We start from the raw sequence: 20,329 nt of genomic DNA, 5'->3' as shown, positions 1-20,329 counted from the left end.
GCCGCGCCGCACGCACCGTCCCTTCCGTCAGGGCATACGACAAGGGCGGCACCCTCCTGAGAGGGTGCCGCCCTTGTCGTATGTGTCGTGCCGCTCGTGGAGCGGGTCTCAGTGACCGGCCGCCGACTGCGAGGCCGAGTCGCTGGGCGTCGCGACGGCGCCGGCGTCCTCCGACGCCGAGGCGGACGCGGAGGCCGACTCGGACGGACCGTCCGACGGCGACTTGGACCGCTTGCCGGCGGGGGAGTGGGTGGCGGCCGGCTCGCCGGGGGCCGCCGGGATGTTGCTCGGGCCCCACTTGTCGAAGTAGCCCTCGGCCGGGACCACGAAGGCGCGCAGGCTCACGTCACCGGTCTTGCTGAAGGTGAAAGTGATCTTCTGCGCGTTGCCGTCCTTGAGCACCGGACCCGGGTTGGTCAGCGCGGCGGAGGCGTTGCCCTTGCCGCCGAGGATCACGGAGCCGTGCGCGGGGACGGTCACCTTGCCGCCGCCCTGCGCGGCGGTGAGCTGCGCGGAGCCGTCGCCGTCGACACGGATCGCGTCCAGCGTCTCGTCCGTCGTGCCGCTGTTGAACAGCGTCGCGATGATCACGGCCGGGCCCTTGGTCTGGACGCCGGGCTGGGTGACGACCACCGCGTTCTGGACCTTGATCGTGCCGACCGTCGTGGCCGCGTTGTCGGGGTGGATCTGGAGCGTCTGGGCATCGTTGCCGGCGCCGCACGCGGCGAGCGAGGCGAGCGAGAACGCGATGGCGGCGGCGGCGAGGGCGCCGCGTCGAAGGCTGCTGCTCACGGCGGCGGCAACTCCTTGAACGTGGGCGGAACAGGGCGGCTCCCTTATAAAGCCGCCCTAAGCGTCTGTCAGCGGCCATAGGTTATCGAGCCGTTCCCGCAGGCCCGCACCCGACCCGCCCCCTGTGCCCCGCGCCACACCCGGCGTCCCTCACGTCACAGCCGTCCGGGCCGCCGTAATCCGGCCGGCGTGCCGGGTCCGTTCCCGTCGGGCGGCCGGATCCGTACGAGCACCCGCGCATTGGCCGCGCGACTGTCCGCCTTTCCCATTAGCGCCACCCGCATAGCCCGCTCATAGCGCGTCATCGGCCTGCTGGGGATTTCCGGTGAAGGAATGCGCGCCGGGGGCTGGAATTGATCACCGGCCGCCCGTCCGGTGGATGGGACGAACGGCGTGATCAATTCCGGATTCGTCTTGGAGACGGCTGGGAAGCACCGAACGGAGTAGCGGAAGTCGAGCGCTTGGAACCCGACAAAACGGGATGTTCAGCCGTTTGGACGGGGCGCCGGATGTGTGTAACGTACGCGTTTCAGCCCCCACGCAGAGCCCCTCCGACCTGCGAATACCCGCTTCCTCTTGGCCTCCGGGACCCTTCCGAAGCACGTCCCCGTTGCTGTTGTCAAGCCCCGAGATATGCCCTGACCTGCGAAAACGCCATTCAGAAGACGCCGTATCCGTGTTACCCTGGATAGCCACGGAAGGGGTACCTGTCACATGACGTTCAAGGTTGGCGACACCGTGGTCTATCCCCATCACGGGGCCGCGCTGATCGAGGCTATCGAAACTCGCCAGATCAAAGGCGTGGACAAGACCTACTTGGTGCTGAAGGTCGCCCAGGGTGACCTGACGGTGCGTGTGCCAGCGGACAATGCGGAGTTCGTCGGCGTGCGTGATGTGGTCGGTCAGGACGGGCTGGACCGGGTCTTCGAGGTCCTGCGTGCTCCGTACGCCGAGGAGCCCACGAACTGGTCGCGTCGCTACAAGGCAAATCTGGAGAAGCTCGCCTCCGGCGATGTCATCAAGGTCGCGGAAGTCGTACGTGACCTGTGGCGTCGCGAGCGCGAGCGCGGACTCTCCGCCGGTGAGAAGCGCATGCTCGCCAAGGCCCGCCAGATCCTGGTGAGCGAGCTCGCCCTCGCGGAGAACACCAACGAGGACAAGGCCGAGGCCCTGCTCGACGAGGTTCTCGCGTCCTGACGCGAGGCGACCGTCACACCCGCCTCAGTTCAGCACAGAAAATGCCGCGGTGCCCGATGGCGCGTTTCACGTCGCCGGGCGCTGCGGCATGTTCGTACCCGCGCGGGCCCGCGCGGGCCCGCGCGGGTCTCCTCCATGCCGTACGGCGGGGGAGGGTCCCCCCGATACTGTGTGCCGGGCCCGGGCTGTCGGCTCGACCAGGGTCACGGAAGGGTCCGGTCGAGGGCCGTGCGTCCGGCACTCCCCCCGGGCTCTGCGAGCAAGGGGGGTGCTCCCCCAGGCCATACCCACGCCGGGCCGCCACACAAACCTGACAGGAACCATGTCTGACGAATCGCGTCCCTCGCCCGCAGGCGGCCGGCCGGGAGCCCCCGTCGCCGCCGTGATTCCGGCCGCCGGCCGGGGCGTACGCCTCGGTCCTGGCGCCCCCAAGGCGCTGCGCTCGCTGGGCGGCACGCCCATGCTCATCCACGCCGTGCGGGCCATGGCCGCCTCCCGGGCGGTCGGTCTCGTCGTCGTCGTGGCCCCGCCCGACGGCGCCGCCGAGGTCAAGTCGCTCCTCGACGCGCACGCGCTGCCCGAGCGCACGGACTTCCTCGTCGTGCCGGGCGGCGAGAGCCGCCAGGAGTCGGTCGGGCTCGGCCTGGACGCGCTGCCGCCCGGCCACGACATCGTCCTCGTGCACGACGCGGCCCGGCCGCTGGTGCCGGTGGACACCGTGGACGCCGTGATCGAGGCCGTGCGGGCCGGGGCGTCCGCCGTCGTGCCGGCGCTGCCGCTCGCCGACACCGTCAAGCAGGTCGAGCCCGCGGCGGAGCCCGGCGGGCCCGAGCCGGTGGTGGCCACGCCCGACCGGTCGCTGCTGCGGGCCGTGCAGACCCCGCAGGGCTTCGACCGGGCGACGCTGGTCCGCGCCCACGAGACCGTCACCGACGACGTCACCGACGACGCGAGCATGGTCGAGCAGCTCGGCGAGCGGGTCGTGGCCGTGCCCGGCCACGAGGAGGCCTTCAAGGTCACCCGCCCGCTGGACCTGGTCCTCGCGGAGGCGGTCCTGGCCCGGCGGAGGCTGAACGATGGCTTCTGACGCGCCCCTGCTTCCCCAGGTCGGCATCGGCACCGACATCCACGCCTTCGAGGAGGGCCGCGAGTTGTGGTGCGCGGGCCTGAAGTGGGAGGGCGAGGGCCCGGGCCTGGCCGGGCACTCCGACGCCGACGTCGTCGCGCACGCCGCGTGCAACGCGCTGTTCTCGGCCGCCGGACTCGGCGACCTCGGGCAGCACTTCGGCACCGGGCGCCCCGAGTGGTCCGGCGCGCCGGGGGTCACCCTGCTGGCGGAGGCCGCGCGGATCGTCCGCGCGGCGGGCTTCCGGATCGGGAACGTCGCGGTGCAGGTCGTCGGCCCCCGGCCGAAGATCGGCAAGCGCCGGGACGAGGCCCAGAAGGTCCTGTCCGAGGCGGCCGGGGCGCCGGTCACCGTCTCCGGCGCGACCACCGACGGGCTCGGCTTCCCCGGCCGGGGCGAGGGACTGATGGCGGTGGCCACGGCGCTCGTGGTGCGGGTGGACTGAGGTCGGGGGACGCGGCGCTCGTGGTGCGGGTGGGCCGGCGGCGTGCGAGGGTACCCGCGTACGCCTCGCATCCGACGCGTACGCACCCGCCCCCGACGCGGGCACCCGACGCGCGACCAGGTTCACGGAGGTCCCTCATGTCCGTCGCCCTGCCCGACCGGCTCAAGTCACTGCTCGACGGTCCCGTCTTCGTCATCCTCGGCACGATCCAGCCCGACGGCAGCCCGCAGATGTCCCCGGTGTGGGCGAAGCGGGACGGTGACGACGTCCTCGTCTCCACCACCGTGGACCGCCGCAAGAAGAAGAACCTCGACCGCGACGCCCGTGTGAGCGTCGTCGTCCAGGACCCCGAATCGCCCTACGAGTACGCCGAGATCCGCGGCACCGTGGAGACGACCACCGCGGGCGGCCGGCAGCTCATCGACGAGCTGTCCATGAAGTACACCGGCAAGAAGTACGCCGAGTTCAACCCCTCCTCGGCGCAGGACGCCGAGCGCGTGATCGTACGGATCAGGCCGCGGAAGGTCGTCGGCATCCTGTGACCACCGCCCTCCCGTGCGGCGAATCCGCGTAACCGTGCGGAAAAGCGGCCTGCGTACGGCGGAAGGCAGGCGAGGCACTGCCCGGCGCCCACTACCCTGGAGTGGTGACCATTCGCCTGTACGACACCAGCGCCCGGCAGATCCGTGACTTCACCCCGCTCGAGCCGGGTTGTGTCTCGATCTACCTGTGCGGCGCGACCGTGCAGGCGGCCCCGCACATCGGGCACATCCGCTCGGGGCTGAACTTCGACATCATGCGCCGCTGGTTCGCCTACCGCGGCTACGAGGTGACGTTCATCCGCAACGTCACCGACATCGACGACAAGATCATCACCAAGGCGCGCGAGCAGCACCGCCCGTGGTGGTCGATCGGCTACGAGAACGAGCGCGCGTTCGACGACGGTTACACCGCGCTCGGCTGCCTGCCGCCCACCTACGAGCCCCGCGCCACCGGCCATGTGCCGGAGATGATCGAGATGATGCAGGGGCTCATCGAGCGCGGCCACGCGTACGCGGCCGACGGCAACGTCTACTTCGACGTGCGCTCCTTCCCCGGTTACCTGGAGCTGTCGCGGCAGGAGCTCGACAACCTGCTCCAGCCCTCGGGCGAGGGCGAGACCGGCAAACGCGACCCGCGTGACTTCGCCATGTGGAAGGCGGCCAAGCCGGGCGAGCCGACCTGGCCCACCCCGTGGGGTCCCGGCCGTCCGGGCTGGCACCTGGAGTGCTCGGCGATGGCGCACAAGTACCTCGGCAGCGCCTTCGACATCCACGGCGGCGGCCTGGACCTGATCTTCCCGCACCACGAGAACGAGATCGCCCAGGCCAAGGCCTACGGCGACGACTTCGCGCGGTACTGGGTGCACAACGCCTGGGTGACCATGGCCGGCGACAAGATGTCCAAGTCGCTGGGCAACAGCGTGCTGGTCTCCGAGATGGTCAAGCAGTGGCGGCCCATCGTGCTGCGCTACTACCTGGGCACCCCGCACTACCGCTCGATGATCGAGTACAGCGAGGAGGCGCTGCGCGAGGCCGAGTCCGCGTTCGCCCGGATCGAGGGCTTCATCCAGCGCGTGGTGGAGAAGGCCGGCCCGGTCGAGCCGGCCGAGCAGGTGCCGCCCGCGTTCGCCGAGGCGATGGACGACGACCTGGGCGTGCCGCAGGCGCTCGCGGTGGTGCACACCACCGTCCGCCAGGGCAACAGCGCGCTCGCGGCCGACGACAAGGAGGCCGCCGTGGCCCGGCTCGCCGAGGTGCGCGCCATGCTCGGCGTCCTCGGCCTCGACCCGCTGGACCCGCACTGGTCCGGAGGCGGTGAGCAGCGCGGCGAGGACCTGCACGGCGTGGTCGACACCCTGGTCCGCATGGTCCTCGACCAGCGCGAGGCGGCTCGTGCGCGCAAGGACTGGGCGACCGCCGACGCGCTCCGCGACCAGCTGAACCAGTCGGGCCTGGTCATCGAGGACGGCCCGCAGGGACCGCGCTGGAGCCTGGGCGCGCGCTGAGCCCGCCCGCGAGCACGGAAGATCGATTGTGCCGCCCGGCCTCCCGGGCGGCACACTGCATAGACGTACGTACGAAGCTTCAACAGACAGGTAGGTCATGGCCGGGAACAACCGCCGCATGTCCGGCAAGAAGGGCGCGCAGGTCGGCAGCGGCGGCCAGCGGCGCCGGGGACTCGAGGGCAAGGGGCCGACGCCCCCCGCCGAGATGCGCAAGGGGCACGTCAAGCAGCGTGCCGCCCAGGCGAAGGTGCGCCGTGCCCAGGGCCGTCCGCAGCAGCGGCGCGGTTCGGGCCGGTCGTCCTCCGAGCTCGTGGTCGGCCGCAACCCGGTCGTCGAGGCGCTGCGCGAGGGCGTGCCCGCCACCACGCTCTACGTCCAGCAGTTCATCGACAACGACGAGCGGGTGCGCGAGGCGCTCCAGCTCGCGGCCGAGCGCGGCGGGATCAACCTCATGGAGGCCCCGCGTCCCGAGCTCGACCGGATGACGAACGGGCTCAACCACCAGGGCCTGGTTCTCCAGGTGCCGCCGTACGAGTACGCGCACCCCGAGGACCTCGCCGAGGCGGCCTACGACGAGGGCGAGGACCCGCTGATCGTCGCCCTCGACGGGGTCACCGACCCGCGCAACCTCGGCGCGGTCGTCCGCTCCGTCTCCGCCTTCGGCGGGCACGGCGTGGTGGTCCCCGAGCGGCGCGCGGCCGGTATGACCGCGGGTGCCTGGAAGACCTCCGCCGGTACGGCCGCCCGTACGCCGGTGGCCCGTGCCACCAACCTGACCCGTGCCCTGGAGACGTACCAGAAGGCGGGCATCACGGTGGTCGGCCTCGCGGCGGACGGCGAGGCGGAACTCGGTGACCTGGAGGCCCTGGGGGGTCCCGTCGTCATCGTCGTCGGCAGCGAGGGCAAGGGTCTGTCCCGGCTGGTCGGCGAGACGTGCGACGTGCGGGTGCGGATCCCGATGCCGGGCGGCGCGGAGTCGCTGAACGCCGGTGTCGCGGCCGGGATCGTGCTCTACGAGGCGGCGCGCAGGCGCGCCTGAGCGGTCGTCCGGAGCCGGGCGCGGGCGCGCCCGGCGGGTCGTTCCCGGCGGGTCGTTCCCGGCCTGGCGCGGGTGGTCGAACGGTCGTTCGTATGGTCACCCGCCCGGATGGAACCGGGCGATCCGCACAACCTTGACGCGGTCCGGACAGATCCGACGCGCCGTGGCAGTGTCCTAACTCCTCGTCACTCGGTTAGATGAGTGTGGACACCAGAACACCCCGCACACCCACGGGGGACCGCTCGTCGGGATACGACGACGCTCCCGCGCTGAGCATGGTGAAGGTGCCGAGCGATCCGGCGCAGGTCATCGTCAACCACGCCAGTTTCCGCGTGCAGTTGGGCGCCACCTCGCGGCGCGCCCAGTCCCGGCGGATCGCCCGGCACCCCGGCGGCACCGAGTACACCGGCAGCGTGCCCGTCGCCGCGGGCCGGGCCGGGGCCGCGACCCACCGCCGTCCGGTCGTCTGGAGCGGCCGGTCCGCCCCGGACGACACCGGCGCCCACCGGCTGCTCCAGGCCGTGCGGAGCGGAAGCGTACGGTACGCCGACGAGTCGTCCGCGGACACGGGGGCCACGCGGGTCGTCCCGCGCGTCGGCGGCACACCCCGCCACGACGCCTACGACCTCGAACGGACGGTCGAGACCCCCGTCGTCGGCGCCCAGCGCGCGCCCCAGCCCGGCGAGACCCGGCTGCTGCCGCACATGCGGACCCCGGGCAGCGCCTACGAGGAGTCCGCCCACGGCGGTGCGGGGTACGGCGGCACCGGGTACGGCGAGAACGGGTACGGCACTCCGTCGTACGGCCAACCGCCGTACGACGACGCCGGCTTCGCGGACGACGAGTACGACGAGGACGGCGCCTACGACACGTACGGCGAGCAGGACGGTCACCGGCAGGGCAGGCGCCACGCCGAGGACCCGTCCCGGCACGCGTACTACCCGGGCCGGCGCATGAACCTCGGGGTCGTGCTGCTCCCGCTGCGCATCTTCCTCGGGTTCATCTCCCTCTACGCCGGCATGGGCAAGCTGTGCGACCCGCTGTACTTCGACGGCGGCAAGCGCGGCTCCATGGTCAAGTGGCTCGACACCCTGCACCCCTGGGAAGTCGCCGAGCCGCTGCGCCAGTTCGCGCTCCAGCACCCTGTGGGCTCCGGGCTCTTCATCGCCTTCCTCCAGGTCGTCGTGGGCATCCTCACGGTCCTGGGCTGCTGGCAGCGGGTCGCCGCGGGGATCGGCGCGCTGCTGTCGGCCGCGCTGATCGTGACGGTGAGCTGGAAGTCGGTGCCCGCCTACGACGCGCCGGACATCATCTACCTCGCGGCCTGGTCCCCGCTGGTCATCGCGGGCGCGCCCGTGTACTCCGTGGACGGCCGCCTCGCCGCCTCCGCCTGGCGGCGGCTCGGACCGCGCTCCGACATCTGGGAACTGCGCCGGTTCGTGCTGCGGCGCGGCGCCCTGGTCACGGTGATCGTCACCGGTCTGACGCTGCTCGTCGGCTCGCTGCTCGGCGGGGCCGTCCGTGACGCGGGCCGGGTGGTCGTGCCCGGTCCGGGCGAGGCCCCGCGCAACGAACTGCCCGGTTCGCCGCTGCCGAAGGAGACGGGCGAGCAACGGCAGCAGCCGCCGTCGGCGCCGACCTCGCCGGCCACCCGGCACGGCTCCTCGGCGAGCCCGTCCCGCGGTCCCGCGAGCACGCCGGGCGCGGCCCGCGAGAGCGGTACCGCGACCGGCGGTGTGCCCAGCGAGACCCAGGGCTCCGGTCAGACGCCGCCGCGGCACTCCGCCCCGGCGCAGCAGGCGCCCGCCACCAGCTCGGGTCCGACCTCCGGCGGTACCGCGACCGGTGGCAGCACCGGATCGAGCGGTGGCTCCGGGGGACCCAGCTCAAGCAGCGGCGGTGCCGGCGGTGGCGGCTCCTCCTCGGGTCAGCCGGGGCTGGTGGGCGGACTGCTGGGATAGCGAGGACTCACCTGCCGAGTGCCGCCAGTTCCTTGGCGGCCTCGGTGAGGTCCTTCGCGGTGTCGATGGCGCGCCAGTAGGCGCCCTGGGGGATCGGGAAGCCGGCGAGCCTGCGCTCGCGGGCCAGGTGCGGGAAGGTGGTGCGCTCGTGGTCGCCGCGCTCCGGGAGGAGCGCGGAGAACTCGGGCGAGAACACGTAGACGCCCGCGTTGATCTCGAAGGTCGAGGGCGGGGCCTCGATGAAGTCCGTGATGTGGCCGAAACCGTCCGTCCGCACGGCGCCCCAGGGGATCCGCGGGCGGGCCAGCGCGAGCGTGGCGACCGCGTCGCGCTCGGTGTGGAAGTCGGCCATGTCGCGCAGCGAGAACCGGGTCCAGATGTCGCCGTTGGTGGCGTACCAGGGCTGGTCCGGGTGGGGGAGCCGGGCGGCGGCGAACTTCAGTCCGCCGCCGCGGCCGAGGGGCTCCGGCTCCACGACGGTGCAGACGCGGACCGGCAGGTCCGCCGAGCTCAGCCACTTCTCCAGCACCTCGGCGAGGTGGCCGCAGGACACCACCACGTCCGTCACCCCCTCCTCGGCCAGCCAGGTGAGCTGGTGGCCGATGATCGGGGTGCCCGTGCCGGGGATCTCGACCATCGGCTTGGGCCGGTCGTCGGTGTAGGGCCGCAACCGTGAGCCCTGGCCTCCGGCCAGGACGACGGCTTGAGTGGGGCGGGACGCGGTCTTCGGAGGGGTCATGCCCGCACTGTACGACCCGTACCTGAACCCTCCGTCAGGGACCGCCACCGCACACACGGTCCCAACGGACACGGCCGCCCAGCCCGGCCAAAACCCACCACCGAAGCCCCGGCCCGAGCCGCCCGAGGGCCGACCCGATCCCGGGCCCGGTGCGGCCGCCGCCCCCCGAGAGCCCGCGGTACGAAGCCGCGGCGCCGGGCGCCGGGCCCCGGCCGGCAGCGCGGCAAGACTTCTCCGCGAGGCCCAGGCCGCGAAGCCGGCGGGCGTTCAAGGCGGGTTCGGCCCTCCGCGTAGCCGACCGGCCGGTGTTCAGGGCGGGAGCCCCCCGTGTTGCCGCCCGGCGTGATTTCAAGGCGGGTGTGGTCGTCCGGAGGCTTCGGCGGGCGTGGGGTGGTCCTTGCCCTGGCGCCGGAGGGTGGGGTCGGGGGGCCAGGGCGGGGTCGGGCGTCAGTTGTGGGTGGACTGGATGCCGGTGGCGAAGGAGGTGTCGCAGACCGGGCGGGCGTAGGACTGGGCGCGGGTGGGGCCGTAGATGTGGACGGCGGCGCGGCCCAGGGTGCGGGCGATGGAGGCGCAGTGCCGGGCCAGCGACGGGCGGCCGTTGACCGCCTGCTGGAGGTGGGTGAGGACCACGCCCGGGTTCTTGTCCTGCAGCTCGGTCAGGAGCTGGTCGCGCAGCACGTCCTGCGGGGCGCGGGCGCGGGACTTCGCCGCGGCGCCGGCGGCCATCGCGTCCGACGCGGTCAGGACCGAGTTGGAGGTGCTCCCCGACCAGTTGACCCGGGTGACCGCGAGGGTTCCGGAGAGCACCAGGACAACGGGCAGGACGAGGGCGAGGGAGCGGCCGATCCGGCGGGCGGGGCCCGGGCCGCGTCGCGTGGAGTGGTTGGTGGAGTGCTTCACGCGAGTGAGGGTAGCGCCCGGTAATGATTTGGCGACATTTAGTCACCCCTTCGGGGGATGCCCGAACCCTCCCTCCTGGGTGACCTGTTGACGCACAAGGCTCGAAATGTCCGATGCGCGAGGGTGGTTCGGAGACATGGAGAAGGGCCCCGCGGCCAGGTCGCGGGGCCCTTCTCGTCAACTTGGGTGAATCGCTCGGAGGTGTCCCGAGGTTTCAGCCGTAAGGCGTCAGCCGCGGACGGGTCAGTCCGACAGACGCTCGCCCGTGGAGGTCGAGAACACGTGGGTCTCGCCCGGCCGCGGCACGACGTGCAGCGTGGAGCCCTTCTCCGGGACGGAACGGCTGCTGACGCGGACGACGAGGTCCCTCTGCTCGCCGCCGACCTCGACGGAGCCGTAGACGTACCCGTCGGCGCCCGTCTCCTCCACCACGTTCACGGAGACGGCGAGACCGGCCGGAGCGTCCTCGGTGTCCTTCGACAGGGACGCCGCGGCGCCGCCGCCCAGCTCGACCACGTCGAAGTGCTCGGGACGCACGCCCACCGTCACCGTGCGGTCGCCCCTGTCCGAGGCGGCCTTGAGCGCGTCGCGGCTGACCGGCACCACGCTGTTGCCGAACTTCACGCCGCCGTCGGTGATCGGCACCTCGACGAGGTTCATGGCGGGCGAGCCGATGAAGCCGGCGACGAAGAGGTTGGCGGGCTTGTCGTACATGTTGCGCGGCGAGTCGACCTGCTGGAGCAGACCGTCCTTGAGCACCGCCACACGGTCGCCCATCGTCATGGCCTCGACCTGGTCGTGGGTGACGTAGACGGTGGTGATGCCGAGCCGGCGCTGGAGCGAGGCGATCTGCGTACGGGTGCTCACCCGGAGCTTGGCGTCCAGGTTGGACAACGGCTCGTCCATGAGGAACACCTGCGGCTCGCGCACGATCGCGCGGCCCATGGCGACACGCTGGCGCTGACCGCCGGAGAGCGCCTTCGGCTTGCGGTCGAGGTACTCGGTCAGGTCGAGGATCTTCGCGGCCTCCTCGACCTTCTGCCGGATCTCCGCCTTGTTGACGCCGGCGATCTTGAGCGCGAAGCCCATGTTGTCGGCGACCGTCATGTGCGGGTACAGCGCGTAGTTCTGGAACACCATGGCGATGTCCCGGTCCTTCGGCGGCAGGTGGGTGACGTCGCGGTCACCGATCCGGATGGCTCCGCCGTTGACGTCCTCCAGGCCCGCGAGCATCCGCAGGGAGGTGGACTTGCCGCAACCGGACGGGCCGACCAGGACGAGGAACTCACCGTCCGCGATGTCGATCTCGAGTGCGTCGACGGCGGGCTTGTCGGAACCCGGGTAGATCCGGGTCGCCTTGTCGAACTGGACAGTGGCCATGGCGAATGGGCCCCCTTCTACCGGCAGGAACGTGCCGGACGATCCGTTGTAGGAAGGTGGTGCCACTACGGGTGATTCCGTCGTGGTGGTGTAGTCCACAAGGGTGAACTGGCACAGGACGGTACCTGGCGTTCACCTGGTCTGTCAGCACCCGGGGGCGAGTGAACTTCACGGAAACTCCTTCGGGGCCGTCGCGGGGACCTGGGTACACTGCACGGAAACACCCACGCAGGCCTCCTTAGCTCAGCTGGTCCAGAGCGGCTGTCTTGTAAACAGCAGGTCGTCGGTTCGAATCCGACAGGGGGCTCCACACACGAAGGCCACCCGCACTGTGAAGTGCGGGTGGCCTTCGTTCGGTTTTCGCAGGTCAGGCTGTTCTGAGGAGGGTCCGTACGACCTGACGCAGCGTTGCCTCGGCGTCCGGGGCGGCGGCCGAGGCCCGCCAGGCCACGAACCCGTCCGGGCGGACCAGGACCGCTCCGTCGGCCGTGGTGCCGTGGGCGCGCGCCCAGTCGGGTGCCGCGCCCTCCACGCCGTCGCGCGGGTCGTGGACGATCTCGGCGCCGAAGCGGTACGAGTCCAGGCGTACGCCGTCGCTCTCGGCGACGCGCAGGGCCGCCGCGTGCCAGCCCGCCGCCGACCGGGCGTCGCTCAGCAGTACCAGGGAGCGCTCGTAGAGGTCGAGCGTCGAGATCCGCTCGCCGCCGCGCCGCAGCCACAGGTGGGGTGCCCGGCTGCCCGGCTCGCCGCTCAGGCGCATCGCCTCGGGCACGACCTCCTGGTCCGGGTCGGCGCCCACGACGGCGCCCTGCGGGTAGCGGTAGCCGAGGACGACGTTGAGGATGCCGCCGCGCCTGCCGCCGCCGATGCCGGGGGCCGGCGCGAAGCCGGGGTGGCTGTGCTCGACGGAGCGGGCGGAGGCGCGGGCGCTGGTCGCCGTGGCGACGGGGCGGCGCTCGGTGTCGTAGGTGTCGAGGAGGCCGGGTCCGGCCCAGCCCTCGAGGACGGCGGCCAGCTTCCAGGCCAGGTTGTGCGCGTCCTGGATGCCGGTGTTGGAGCCGAAGGCGCCGGTGGGGGACATCTCGTGCGCGGAGTCACCGGCGAGGAACACCCGTCCGGCCGAGTAGCGGTCGGCGACCCGTTCGGCGGCGCGCCAGGACGCCTTTCCGGTGATCTCCACATCGAGGTCGGGGGCCCCGATCGCGCGGCGGATGTGCCGCTGGAGCCGGTCCTCGGTGAACTCCTCCAGCTTCTCGCCGCGCTCCGGGTGCCAGGGCGCGTGGAAGACCCAGTGCTCCTTGTTGTCGACGGGCAGCAGGGCCCCGTCGGCGTCCGGGTCGGTGAGGTAGCAGCAGATGAAGCGGCGGTCGCCCACCACCTCGGCGAGCAGCTTGGAGCGGAAGGTGACGCTGACGTTGGCGAACAGGTCGCCGGGCCCGCTGTGCCGGATGCCCAGGCGGCGCCGGACCGGGCTGCGCGGCCCGTCGGCGGCGACCAGGTAGTCGGCGCGGACGGTGCGGCGCTCGTCGGTGCCCCGGTCCCGCACCACCGCGGTCACGCCCTCGCCGTCCTGCGCGAAGGACTCCATCTCGTGGGAGTAGCGCAGGTCGCCGCCGAGCCTGCGGGCGCCCCTGAGCAGCTCGGGCTCCAGGTCGTTCTGGCTGCACAGGCACCAGGTGGCGGGGCTGAACCTGGCGAGGCCGCCGCCCGGGTCGATGTGCTTGAACAGCCACTCTCCCGCGTCGCCGGCCAGCGTCGGCGTCTGGAGGATGCCGTGGTTCTCCGCGAGCAGGGAGGCCGCCGCCCTGATGTCCTGTTCGACGCCGGCCACCCGGAACAGCTCCATGGTCCGCACGTTGTTGCCGCGTCCGCGGGGGTGGATGGAGGTGCCGGAGTGCCGTTCGACCAGCAGGTGCGGCACGCCGTGGCGGCCGAGGAACAGGGAGGTGGACAGGCCCACCAGGGAGCCGCCCACGATGAGGACGGGTACCCGGTGGTCGGCTTCTCGGCGCATCGATGCCTCCAGGAGCGGGGTGCGGATACGGGGTGCATCGCAGTTTCCATGCCCTCGCGGAGGCCGTCGCGCGTACGTCCGCGGCACCAATCACCCCCGTGATCACCCGCGTGGTGCACACGAGTCGCGCACCGATCGGGCACGGCACAGGATCGAGATCACGCTGACGTCGCGTCACCCGCGGCCGGCGTTCCCTCTGCCCCGCCAAGCCCGCCAAGGAGACGTACGCAGATGACCGCCATTTCTGAGCGTGTATCAGAACCTACCGAGCAGCAGGCAGCGACACGTGTCTCCCAGTCCGTCTTCGACGGCTCCCGGCTCCGGGTCATCCTGCTGGTGGACGTCCACGACGGCGCCCAGCAGCGGTTCCTGGAGGCGTACGAGGAGATGGGCAAGCAGGTCGCGGCCGTTCCCGGGCACGTCAGCGACCAGCTCTGCCAGTCCATCGAGAACCCCTCCCAGTGGCTGATCACCAGCGAGTGGGAGAGCGCCCCGCCGTTCCTCGCCTGGGTGAACAGCGAGGAGCACGTGCGGATGGTGCAGCCGATGCACAGCTGCATCCGCGACACCCGGTCGCTGCGCTTCCACATCGTCCGCGAGACCGGCGTCACGGCGGGCAAGGCCGGCGCCGAGCGCCGGCTCCAGGACTCGGCACGGGTCGGGGACGGTGTGATCCGGCACGCGCTGACCTTCACGGTGAAGCCGGGCAGCGAGCAGAAGGTGGCCGACATCCTGGCCAACTACGAGGCGCCCGAGGCGGACGTGGACGGCACCACCCGGCTCTGCCGCACCTCCCTGTTCATGCGCGGCAACCGGGTCGTGCGGGCCATCGAGGTGCGCGGCGACCTCCTCGTGGCGCTGCGGCACGTGGCCCAGCAGCCGCAGATCCGGAAGACCGAGGAGGCCCTCAACCCCTACCTGGAGCAGGAACGCGACCTCAACGACCAGGAGTCCGCACGGGTGTTCTTCACCCGGGCGGCGCTGCCCGCGGTGCACCACGTGACGGTCGGCCAGGAGAGCACGGAGGGGGAGCGGCACGCGCTGTACTACCCGGCGCGGCCCGGCATGGGCATGAAGCTGGCGGAGCTGTTGTCCCGGCACGACGAGCGGGCCGGCCAGGACCCGGACAGCCCGGTGCTGCGCAGCACGGTCTTCGAGCGGGAGGACATCGTCGTCCGGCTGGTCGACGTCCGCGGCGAGCTCGACGCCGACCCGGCCGCCGCACTGGGTCTGACCGATCCCGCGCAGATGTCGGAGCTGACCACCCTGCTCGACGAGGGCTCCGCCCCGAAGGACGCCGACCTGGCCCGTCTGCTCGGCCTCGCCCGTATGGACCTCATCACCGACCGCCGGTCCGCGCCGGACGCCTGACGCATTCCGAAGCCGACGTACCACACCACCGGAGGAACGACGTGATCAAACCCAGGCCCAGGATCGTGGAGCTCGGCGAGACCGAGCCCAACACGAAGCGCGGAGGCGATCTGCGCGCCATGCTCACCCCGGCCACGGTCGGTTCCACCAGCGGCTTCATGGGCGTGGCCATCGTGCAGCCCGGCGACCGTATCGGCGAGCACTACCACCCGTACTCCGAGGAGTTCGTGTACGTCGTCTGCGGCGAGCTCGAGGTGGACCTGGACGGCGAGCCCCACCCGATCGGACCGGAGCAGGGTCTGATGATCCCCGCCTACATGCGCCACCGCTTCCGCAACGTGGGGGAGGTGGAGGCGCGGATCGTCTTCCACCTCGGACCGCTGGCCCCGCGCCCGCAGCTCGGCCACGTCGACACCGAGGGCACCGAACCGGCGGCGGCCGGCGCGGAGGCGCCGCCGGCGGACGTGGCAGAGGTCCGATCATGACCAGGCGGGTGGCGGTCACCGGCATAGGCATCGTGGCGCCGGGCGGTATCGGCACCCCGGCGTTCTGGGACCTGCTGGCGAACGGGCGCACCGCGACGCGCGGCATCACGTTCTTCGACCCGTCGGGGCTGCGGTCCCGGATCGCCGCCGAGTGCGATTTCGATCCGGCGGCCGCGGGCCTGGACGAGGAGCAGGTGGCGCGCTGCGACCGCTACATCCAGTTCGCCCTGGCCGCCGGCCAGGAGGCGGTGGCGGACTCCGGACTCGACCTCGCCGGGGAGAACCCCTGGCGGGTCGCGGTCTCGCTGGGCACCGCGGTCGGCGGCACCACCCGGCTGGAGAACGACTACGTCCTCGTCAGTCACCGCGGCGACCGCTGGGACGTGGACCACGAGCGGTCCCGTCCGCATCTGGAGCGGGCGTTCACCCCGAGCACGCTGGCCTCCACGGTGGCCGAGCGGTTCGGGGCCCGCGGTCCGGTGCAGACCGTCTCCACGGGCTGCACCTCCGGACTCGACGCGGTCGGCTACGCGCTGCACACCGTGGAGGAGGGCAGGGCGGACATCTGCATAGCCGGAGCGTCGGACTCGCCGATATCGCCGATCACGATGGCGTGCTTCGACGCGATCAGGGCGACGTCGCCGAACAATGACGACCCCGCACACGCCTCCCGCCCCTTCGACAACGACCGTGACGGGTTCGTCATGGGCGAGGGCGGCGCGGTGCTCGTGCTGGAGGAGCTGGAGCACGCCCGGGCCCGCGGTGCCCGCGTGTACTGCGAGCTCAGCGGCTACGCCACGTTCGGCAACGCCTACCACATGACCGGACTGACCAGCGAGGGCCTGGAGATGGCGCGGGCGATCGAGACCGCGCTGGACCACGCCCGTCTGGACGCCACCGCGATCGGCTACGTCAACGCGCACGGCTCCGGCACCCGTCAGAACGACCGGCACGAGACGGCCGCGGTGAAGCGGGCACTGGGTCCGCACGCCTACGACACCCCCATGAGCTCCATCAAGTCGATGGTGGGTCACTCGCTGGGGGCGATCGGGGCGATCGAGGTGGTGGCCTGTGTGCTGGCGCTGGCCCACCAGGCGGTCCCGCCGACCGCGAACTACGAGACCCCCGACCCCGAGTGCGACCTGGACTACGTCCCGCGGGTCGCCCGTGAGCGGAAGCTGGACAGCGTGCTCTCCGTGGGCAGCGGCTTCGGCGGCTTCCAGTCCGCGGTGATCCTGACCCGGCAGAGGGAGAGGACACGATGAGCGCACCGCGCGAGCGGCGGGCCGCCGTCACCGGCATCGGTGTCGTCGCACCCGGCGGCACGAGCACCGAGACCTTCTGGAAGTCCACCCAGGAGGGCGTGAGCGTCCTGGACCGCGTGACCCGTGAGGGCTGCGAGCACCTGCCGCTGAAGGTGGCCGGCGAGGTGCGGTCCTTCGAACCCTCGGCCGCGGTCGAGGAGCGCTACCTCGTCCAGACCGACCGCTTCACGCACTTCGCGATGGCCGCGGCCGACGCCGCCCTCCAGGACGCCCGGCTGGGCCAGGCCGACACCGACGCGGCCCCGTTCTCCGCGGGCGTGGTCACCGCGGCCGGCTCCGGCGGCGGCGAGTTCGGCCAGCGGGAGCTGCAGAAGCTGTGGGGCAAGGGCAGCCGCTACGTCGGCCCCTGGCAGTCCATCGCCTGGTTCTACGCGGCGAGCACCGGCCAGATCTCCATCCGGCGGGGCTTCAAGGGGCCCTGCTCGGTGGTCGCCGCCGACGAGGCGGGCGGCCTGGACGCCCTGGCGCACGCGGCGCGGGCCGTCGAGCGCGGCACCGATGTGATCGTGGCCGGTTCGACGGAGGCGCCGCTGGCCCCGTACTCGATGGTGTGCCAGCTCGGTTACCGGGAGCTGAGTCCGGTGGCCGACCCGGAGCGCGCCTACCGCCCGTTCACCGAGGACGCCTGCGGGTTCGTGCCGGCCGAGGGCGGCGCGATGCTCGCCGTGGAGGCGGCCGGGGCGGCCCGCGAGCGGGGCGTGCCCGTACGGGCCTTCCTGGCCGGGCACGCGGCGACCTTCACCGGCGCCTCCCGCTGGGAGCTGTCCCGGGAGGGGCTGGCGGAGGCGATCCGCGTGGCTCTGGCCGAGGCCGGGTGCGCACCCGAGGAGGTCGACGTCGTCTTCGCCGACGCCCTCGGCGTCCCCGAGGCGGACCGGGCCGAGGCGCTGGCCCTCGCCGACGCGCTCGGCGCGCACGGCCGGCGTGTGCCGGTCACGGCGCCCAAGACGGGCACCGGGCGGGCGTACTGCGCCGCCCCGGTGCTGGACGCGGCGGCGGCGGTCCTCGCGATGGAGCACGGCCTGATCCCGCCCACCCCGAACGTCTCCGACATCTGCCATGACCTCGACCTGGTGACCGGTCGTGCTCGCGCCGCCGAGGTGCGCACGGCGCTGGTCCTCAGCCGGGGGCTCATGGGCTCGAACTCGGCGCTGGTGCTGCGGCACGGTGCCGCCGAGGCCTCGTAGCGAGGCAGCCACGATCAACCGGGAGCAACAAGGAGAGGAACCGCATGAGTGACCGAATCACAGTGGAGGAACTGGCCGAACTCATGAAGAAGGCCGCCGGGATCACCGTCAGCCCGCAGGAGCTGGCGGACCGGTCCGAGACCGGATTCGACGAGCTCGGTATCGACTCGCTCGGCCTGCTCGGCATCGTGGGCGAACTGGAGAACCGTCACGGCATGCCGATGCCGGCCGACGCGGAGCGCTGCAAGACGCCCAGGAAGTTCCTCGACCTCGTCAACAGCACCCTTCTGGCAGGAGCGTAGAAAATGGCCGGACACACCGAGAACGAGATCACCATCGCCGCGCCGCTGGACCTGGTCTGGGACATGACCAACGATGTGGCGAACTGGCCGCGGCTGTTCAGCGAGTACGCGTCCGCCGAGATCCTGTCCCAGGAAGGCGACAAGTGCACCTTCCGGCTGACCATGCACCCGGACGAGAACGGCACCGTGTGGAGCTGGGTCTCCGAGCGCGAGCCCGACCGGGCCACACTCTCGGTCAGGGCCCGCCGGGTCGAGACGGGCCCCTTCGACCACATGAACATCCACTGGAGGTACGAGGAGGTCCCCGGCGGCACCCGGATGATCTGGACCCAGGACTTCGCGATGAAGCCGGAGGCGCCGGTCGACGACGACTGGATGACCGACAACATCAACAAGAACTCCAAGGTCCAGATGGCCCTGATCCGCGAAAAGATCGAGAAGGCTGCCGCCGGGCACCGGGCCGAGCCGGTCCTGACCACCGACTGAGCCGGACGGAGGAAGCATCGTGCACCAAGCCCTGATCGTCGCCCGGATGGCCCCGGGTTCGGCCCCGGACATCGCCAAGATCTTCGAGGAGTCCGACCGGGGGGAGCTGCCGCACCTGGTCGGCGTCAACCGGCGCAGCCTCTTCCAGTTCGGCGATGTGTACATGCACCTGGTCGAGGCGGACCGGGATCCGGGACCGGCCATCGCCAAGGTGGCGGGCCACCCGGAGTTCCGCGGCATCAGCGAGCGGCTGTCGGCGTACGTCAGCGCCTACGACCCGCAGACCTGGCGTTCGCCGAAGGACGCGATGGCCCGGCGCTTCTACCTGTGGGAGCGTGACTGAGTCTTCGTACCAGCCAACTGACGAGCCGTCCGATCCCTCACGGACGGCCACCGGCCGCCGGGCCCGCTCTGTCGCGGGCCCGGCGGCCGGTGTCCGGGAAGGTCGCGGCGACGCCGCCGGCGCGGGCCCGCTCAGTCGGGCACCGTGCAGTCGAAGGCGTGCAGATAGGGGTTGACCGGGCTGATGTCGTCGATGACCAGGCCGGCCGCCTTCAGCCGGTCGGCCATGCTGGCGCCGGTGTGCTTGGCGCCGCCGACGTTGAGCAGCAGGAGCAGGTCCATGGCGGTGCTGAACCGCATCGACGGGGTGTCGTCGACGAGGTTCTCGATGACCACGACCCGCGCCCCGGCCCCGCCCGCCTCGATGACGTTGCGCAGGCAGCGGGCGGTGGAGTCGTCGTCCCACTCCAGGATGTTCTTGATGATGTAGACGTCGGCCCTGACCGGGACGGCCTCGCGGCAGTCGCCGGGCACGATCCGCACCCGGTCCGCCAGGGAGCCGCCGGCGCGCAGCCGGGGGTCGGCGTTGTCCACCACCTGCGGCAGGTCCAGCAGGCAGCCGTGCATCAGCGGGTACTTCTCCAGCAGGCTCGCCACCACGTGCCCCTGCCCGCCGCCGATGTCGGCGACGGAGGAGGCGCCGGACAGGTCGAGCAGCTCGGCGACGTCCCGCGCCGACTGCCGGCTGGAGGTCGTCATGGCCCGGTTGAAGACGTCCGCCGACTCGGGGGCGTCCTCGTTGAGGTGGACGAAGAACTCCTTGCCGTACAGGTCCTCCACGACGTTGCGGCCGGTGCGCACCGCCTCGTCGAGTTTCGGCCAGGCGTCCCAGGTCCACGGCTCGGTGCACCACAGGGTGATGTAGCGCAGGCTGGCCGGGTCGTCCTCGCGCAGCAGCCGGGACATGCCGGTGTGCGCGAACGTGCCGTCGTGCTCCTCGGTGAAGACGCCGTAGCAGGTCAGTGCCCGCAGCAGCCGGCGCAGCGGCCTGGGTTCGGTCTTCACGGCAGCCGCGAGGTCCTCCACGGTCATGGGCGCGTCCCCGAGCGCGTCGGCCACACCGAGCCGGGCGGCCGCGCGGAGGGCGGCGGCGCACGCCGCGCCGAACGCGAGCTCCCTGAGCCGCATGGACGGCGGTGGGGCGGACTGAGCGGTCGTCATGTGCCGCCTTCCTTCCTTCTCGGTCCC

The 20,329-nt window shown here is 72.0% G+C and carries 20 protein-coding genes and 1 tRNA gene; 15 read left to right on the top strand and 6 right to left on the bottom strand.

Annotated elements, in window-relative coordinates; all coding sequences use genetic code 11:
* Positions 1-108: 108 nt before the first annotated feature.
* On the bottom strand, positions 109-792 hold the full coding sequence (locus ACIP4X_RS05775) for a DUF461 domain-containing protein (protein WP_358730791.1): 684 nt from the start codon (positions 790-792) through the stop codon (positions 109-111).
* Between the two features lie 714 nt (positions 793-1,506).
* On the opposite strand from ACIP4X_RS05775, the gene ACIP4X_RS05770 reads away from it, so the two are divergent.
* The 7 genes from ACIP4X_RS05770 to ACIP4X_RS05740 all read left to right on the top strand — a co-directional run bounded on the left by ACIP4X_RS05770 (position 1,507) and on the right by ACIP4X_RS05740 (position 8,607).
* Positions 1,507-1,989, top strand: coding sequence for a CarD family transcriptional regulator (locus tag ACIP4X_RS05770; protein WP_003953493.1), 483 nt, complete (start codon positions 1,507-1,509; stop codon positions 1,987-1,989).
* Between the two features lie 322 nt (positions 1,990-2,311).
* Positions 2,312-3,076, top strand: a complete 765-nt coding sequence (ispD, locus tag ACIP4X_RS05765) for a 2-C-methyl-D-erythritol 4-phosphate cytidylyltransferase (protein WP_358730793.1) — start codon at positions 2,312-2,314, stop codon at positions 3,074-3,076.
* Entirely contained in the window at positions 3,066-3,560 is a 495-nt protein-coding gene (gene ispF, locus ACIP4X_RS05760) for a 2-C-methyl-D-erythritol 2,4-cyclodiphosphate synthase (RefSeq protein ID WP_358730795.1), read from the top strand. The genes ispD and ispF overlap by 11 nt, the downstream gene beginning before the upstream one ends.
* A 137-nt stretch (positions 3,561-3,697) precedes the next feature.
* Entirely contained in the window at positions 3,698-4,102 is a 405-nt protein-coding gene (locus ACIP4X_RS05755; protein ID WP_358730796.1) for a PPOX class F420-dependent oxidoreductase, read from the top strand.
* 104 nt (positions 4,103-4,206) lie between these two features.
* The gene (cysS, locus tag ACIP4X_RS05750) at positions 4,207-5,607 is read left to right on the top strand and encodes a cysteine--tRNA ligase (protein WP_391454331.1); all 1,401 of its coding nucleotides are present in this window, start codon (positions 4,207-4,209) and stop codon (positions 5,605-5,607) included.
* A gap of 97 nt (positions 5,608-5,704) precedes the next feature.
* Positions 5,705-6,646 (top strand): 23S rRNA (guanosine(2251)-2'-O)-methyltransferase RlmB, encoded by a 942-nt coding sequence (rlmB, locus tag ACIP4X_RS05745; protein ID WP_358730800.1) that lies wholly within the window; start codon positions 5,705-5,707, stop codon positions 6,644-6,646.
* 197 nt (positions 6,647-6,843) lie between these two features.
* A complete protein-coding gene (locus ACIP4X_RS05740; RefSeq protein ID WP_358730801.1) occupies positions 6,844-8,607 on the top strand; it encodes a DoxX family membrane protein in 1,764 nt (587 codons plus the stop codon).
* A gap of 7 nt (positions 8,608-8,614) precedes the next feature.
* Here ACIP4X_RS05740 and ACIP4X_RS05735 read toward each other — a convergent pair whose 3' ends face one another.
* The 3 genes from ACIP4X_RS05735 to ACIP4X_RS05725 form a co-directional block, all read right to left on the bottom strand.
* On the bottom strand, positions 8,615-9,346 hold the full coding sequence (locus tag ACIP4X_RS05735; protein WP_358730803.1) for a nucleotidyltransferase family protein: 732 nt from the start codon (positions 9,344-9,346) through the stop codon (positions 8,615-8,617).
* Between the two features lie 447 nt (positions 9,347-9,793).
* Positions 9,794-10,249 (bottom strand): hypothetical protein, encoded by a 456-nt coding sequence (locus ACIP4X_RS05730; protein WP_358730805.1) that lies wholly within the window; start codon positions 10,247-10,249, stop codon positions 9,794-9,796.
* A 243-nt stretch (positions 10,250-10,492) separates the two neighbouring features.
* Positions 10,493-11,629: a sn-glycerol-3-phosphate ABC transporter ATP-binding protein UgpC gene (locus ACIP4X_RS05725; RefSeq protein WP_358730807.1), complete on the bottom strand. Its 1,137-nt coding sequence runs from the start codon at positions 11,627-11,629 to the stop codon at positions 10,493-10,495.
* A gap of 232 nt (positions 11,630-11,861) precedes the next feature.
* Between ACIP4X_RS05725 and ACIP4X_RS05720 the strand changes: the two genes are divergently transcribed.
* A tRNA-Thr gene (locus ACIP4X_RS05720) sits at positions 11,862-11,939 on the top strand.
* A 57-nt stretch (positions 11,940-11,996) separates the two neighbouring features.
* On the opposite strand, the gene ACIP4X_RS05715 is transcribed toward ACIP4X_RS05720, so the two are convergent.
* Positions 11,997-13,643, bottom strand: a complete 1,647-nt coding sequence (locus ACIP4X_RS05715) for an FAD-dependent monooxygenase (RefSeq protein WP_391454323.1) — start codon at positions 13,641-13,643, stop codon at positions 11,997-11,999.
* Between the two features lie 231 nt (positions 13,644-13,874).
* Between ACIP4X_RS05715 and ACIP4X_RS05710 the strand changes: the two genes are divergently transcribed.
* Genes ACIP4X_RS05710 through ACIP4X_RS05680 form a run of 7 tightly spaced genes read left to right on the top strand, consistent with a single transcriptional unit; the run spans position 13,875 to position 19,142 of the window.
* On the top strand, positions 13,875-15,014 hold the full coding sequence (locus ACIP4X_RS05710; RefSeq protein WP_358730811.1) for a SchA/CurD-like domain-containing protein: 1,140 nt from the start codon (positions 13,875-13,877) through the stop codon (positions 15,012-15,014).
* Positions 15,015-15,055: 41 nt separating this feature from the next.
* Positions 15,056-15,499, top strand: coding sequence for a cupin domain-containing protein (locus tag ACIP4X_RS05705; protein ID WP_358730812.1), 444 nt, complete (start codon positions 15,056-15,058; stop codon positions 15,497-15,499).
* Entirely contained in the window at positions 15,496-16,764 is a 1,269-nt protein-coding gene (locus ACIP4X_RS05700) for a beta-ketoacyl-[acyl-carrier-protein] synthase family protein (protein ID WP_358730814.1), read from the top strand. Before ACIP4X_RS05705 ends, ACIP4X_RS05700 begins: the two co-directional genes overlap by 4 nt.
* Positions 16,761-18,011 (top strand): beta-ketoacyl synthase N-terminal-like domain-containing protein, encoded by a 1,251-nt coding sequence (locus ACIP4X_RS05695; RefSeq protein ID WP_358730816.1) that lies wholly within the window; start codon positions 16,761-16,763, stop codon positions 18,009-18,011. Before ACIP4X_RS05700 ends, ACIP4X_RS05695 begins: the two co-directional genes overlap by 4 nt.
* A gap of 44 nt (positions 18,012-18,055) precedes the next feature.
* Positions 18,056-18,313: an acyl carrier protein gene (locus ACIP4X_RS05690; protein ID WP_100569051.1), complete on the top strand. Its 258-nt coding sequence runs from the start codon at positions 18,056-18,058 to the stop codon at positions 18,311-18,313.
* 3 nt (positions 18,314-18,316) lie between these two features.
* Complete coding sequence (locus ACIP4X_RS05685; protein ID WP_391454319.1) at positions 18,317-18,799, top strand: SRPBCC family protein; 483 nt, start codon at positions 18,317-18,319, stop codon at positions 18,797-18,799.
* Positions 18,800-18,818: 19 nt separating this feature from the next.
* Positions 18,819-19,142, top strand: coding sequence for a TcmI family type II polyketide cyclase (locus tag ACIP4X_RS05680; RefSeq protein ID WP_358730820.1), 324 nt, complete (start codon positions 18,819-18,821; stop codon positions 19,140-19,142).
* Positions 19,143-19,273: 131 nt separating this feature from the next.
* Here the strand turns inward: ACIP4X_RS05680 and ACIP4X_RS05675 are convergent, their stop codons facing one another.
* On the bottom strand, positions 19,274-20,302 hold the full coding sequence (locus ACIP4X_RS05675; RefSeq protein ID WP_358730821.1) for a methyltransferase: 1,029 nt from the start codon (positions 20,300-20,302) through the stop codon (positions 19,274-19,276).
* Positions 20,303-20,329: the final 27 nt, after the last annotated feature.

The sequence above is a fragment of the Streptomyces sp. NPDC088817 genome, from assembly GCF_044750345.1.
Lineage (GTDB): Bacteria > Actinomycetota > Actinomycetes > Streptomycetales > Streptomycetaceae > Streptomyces.
The sequence above is the reverse complement of the archived record's forward strand: the minus strand, read 5'-3'. Positions and strand labels throughout refer to the sequence as shown.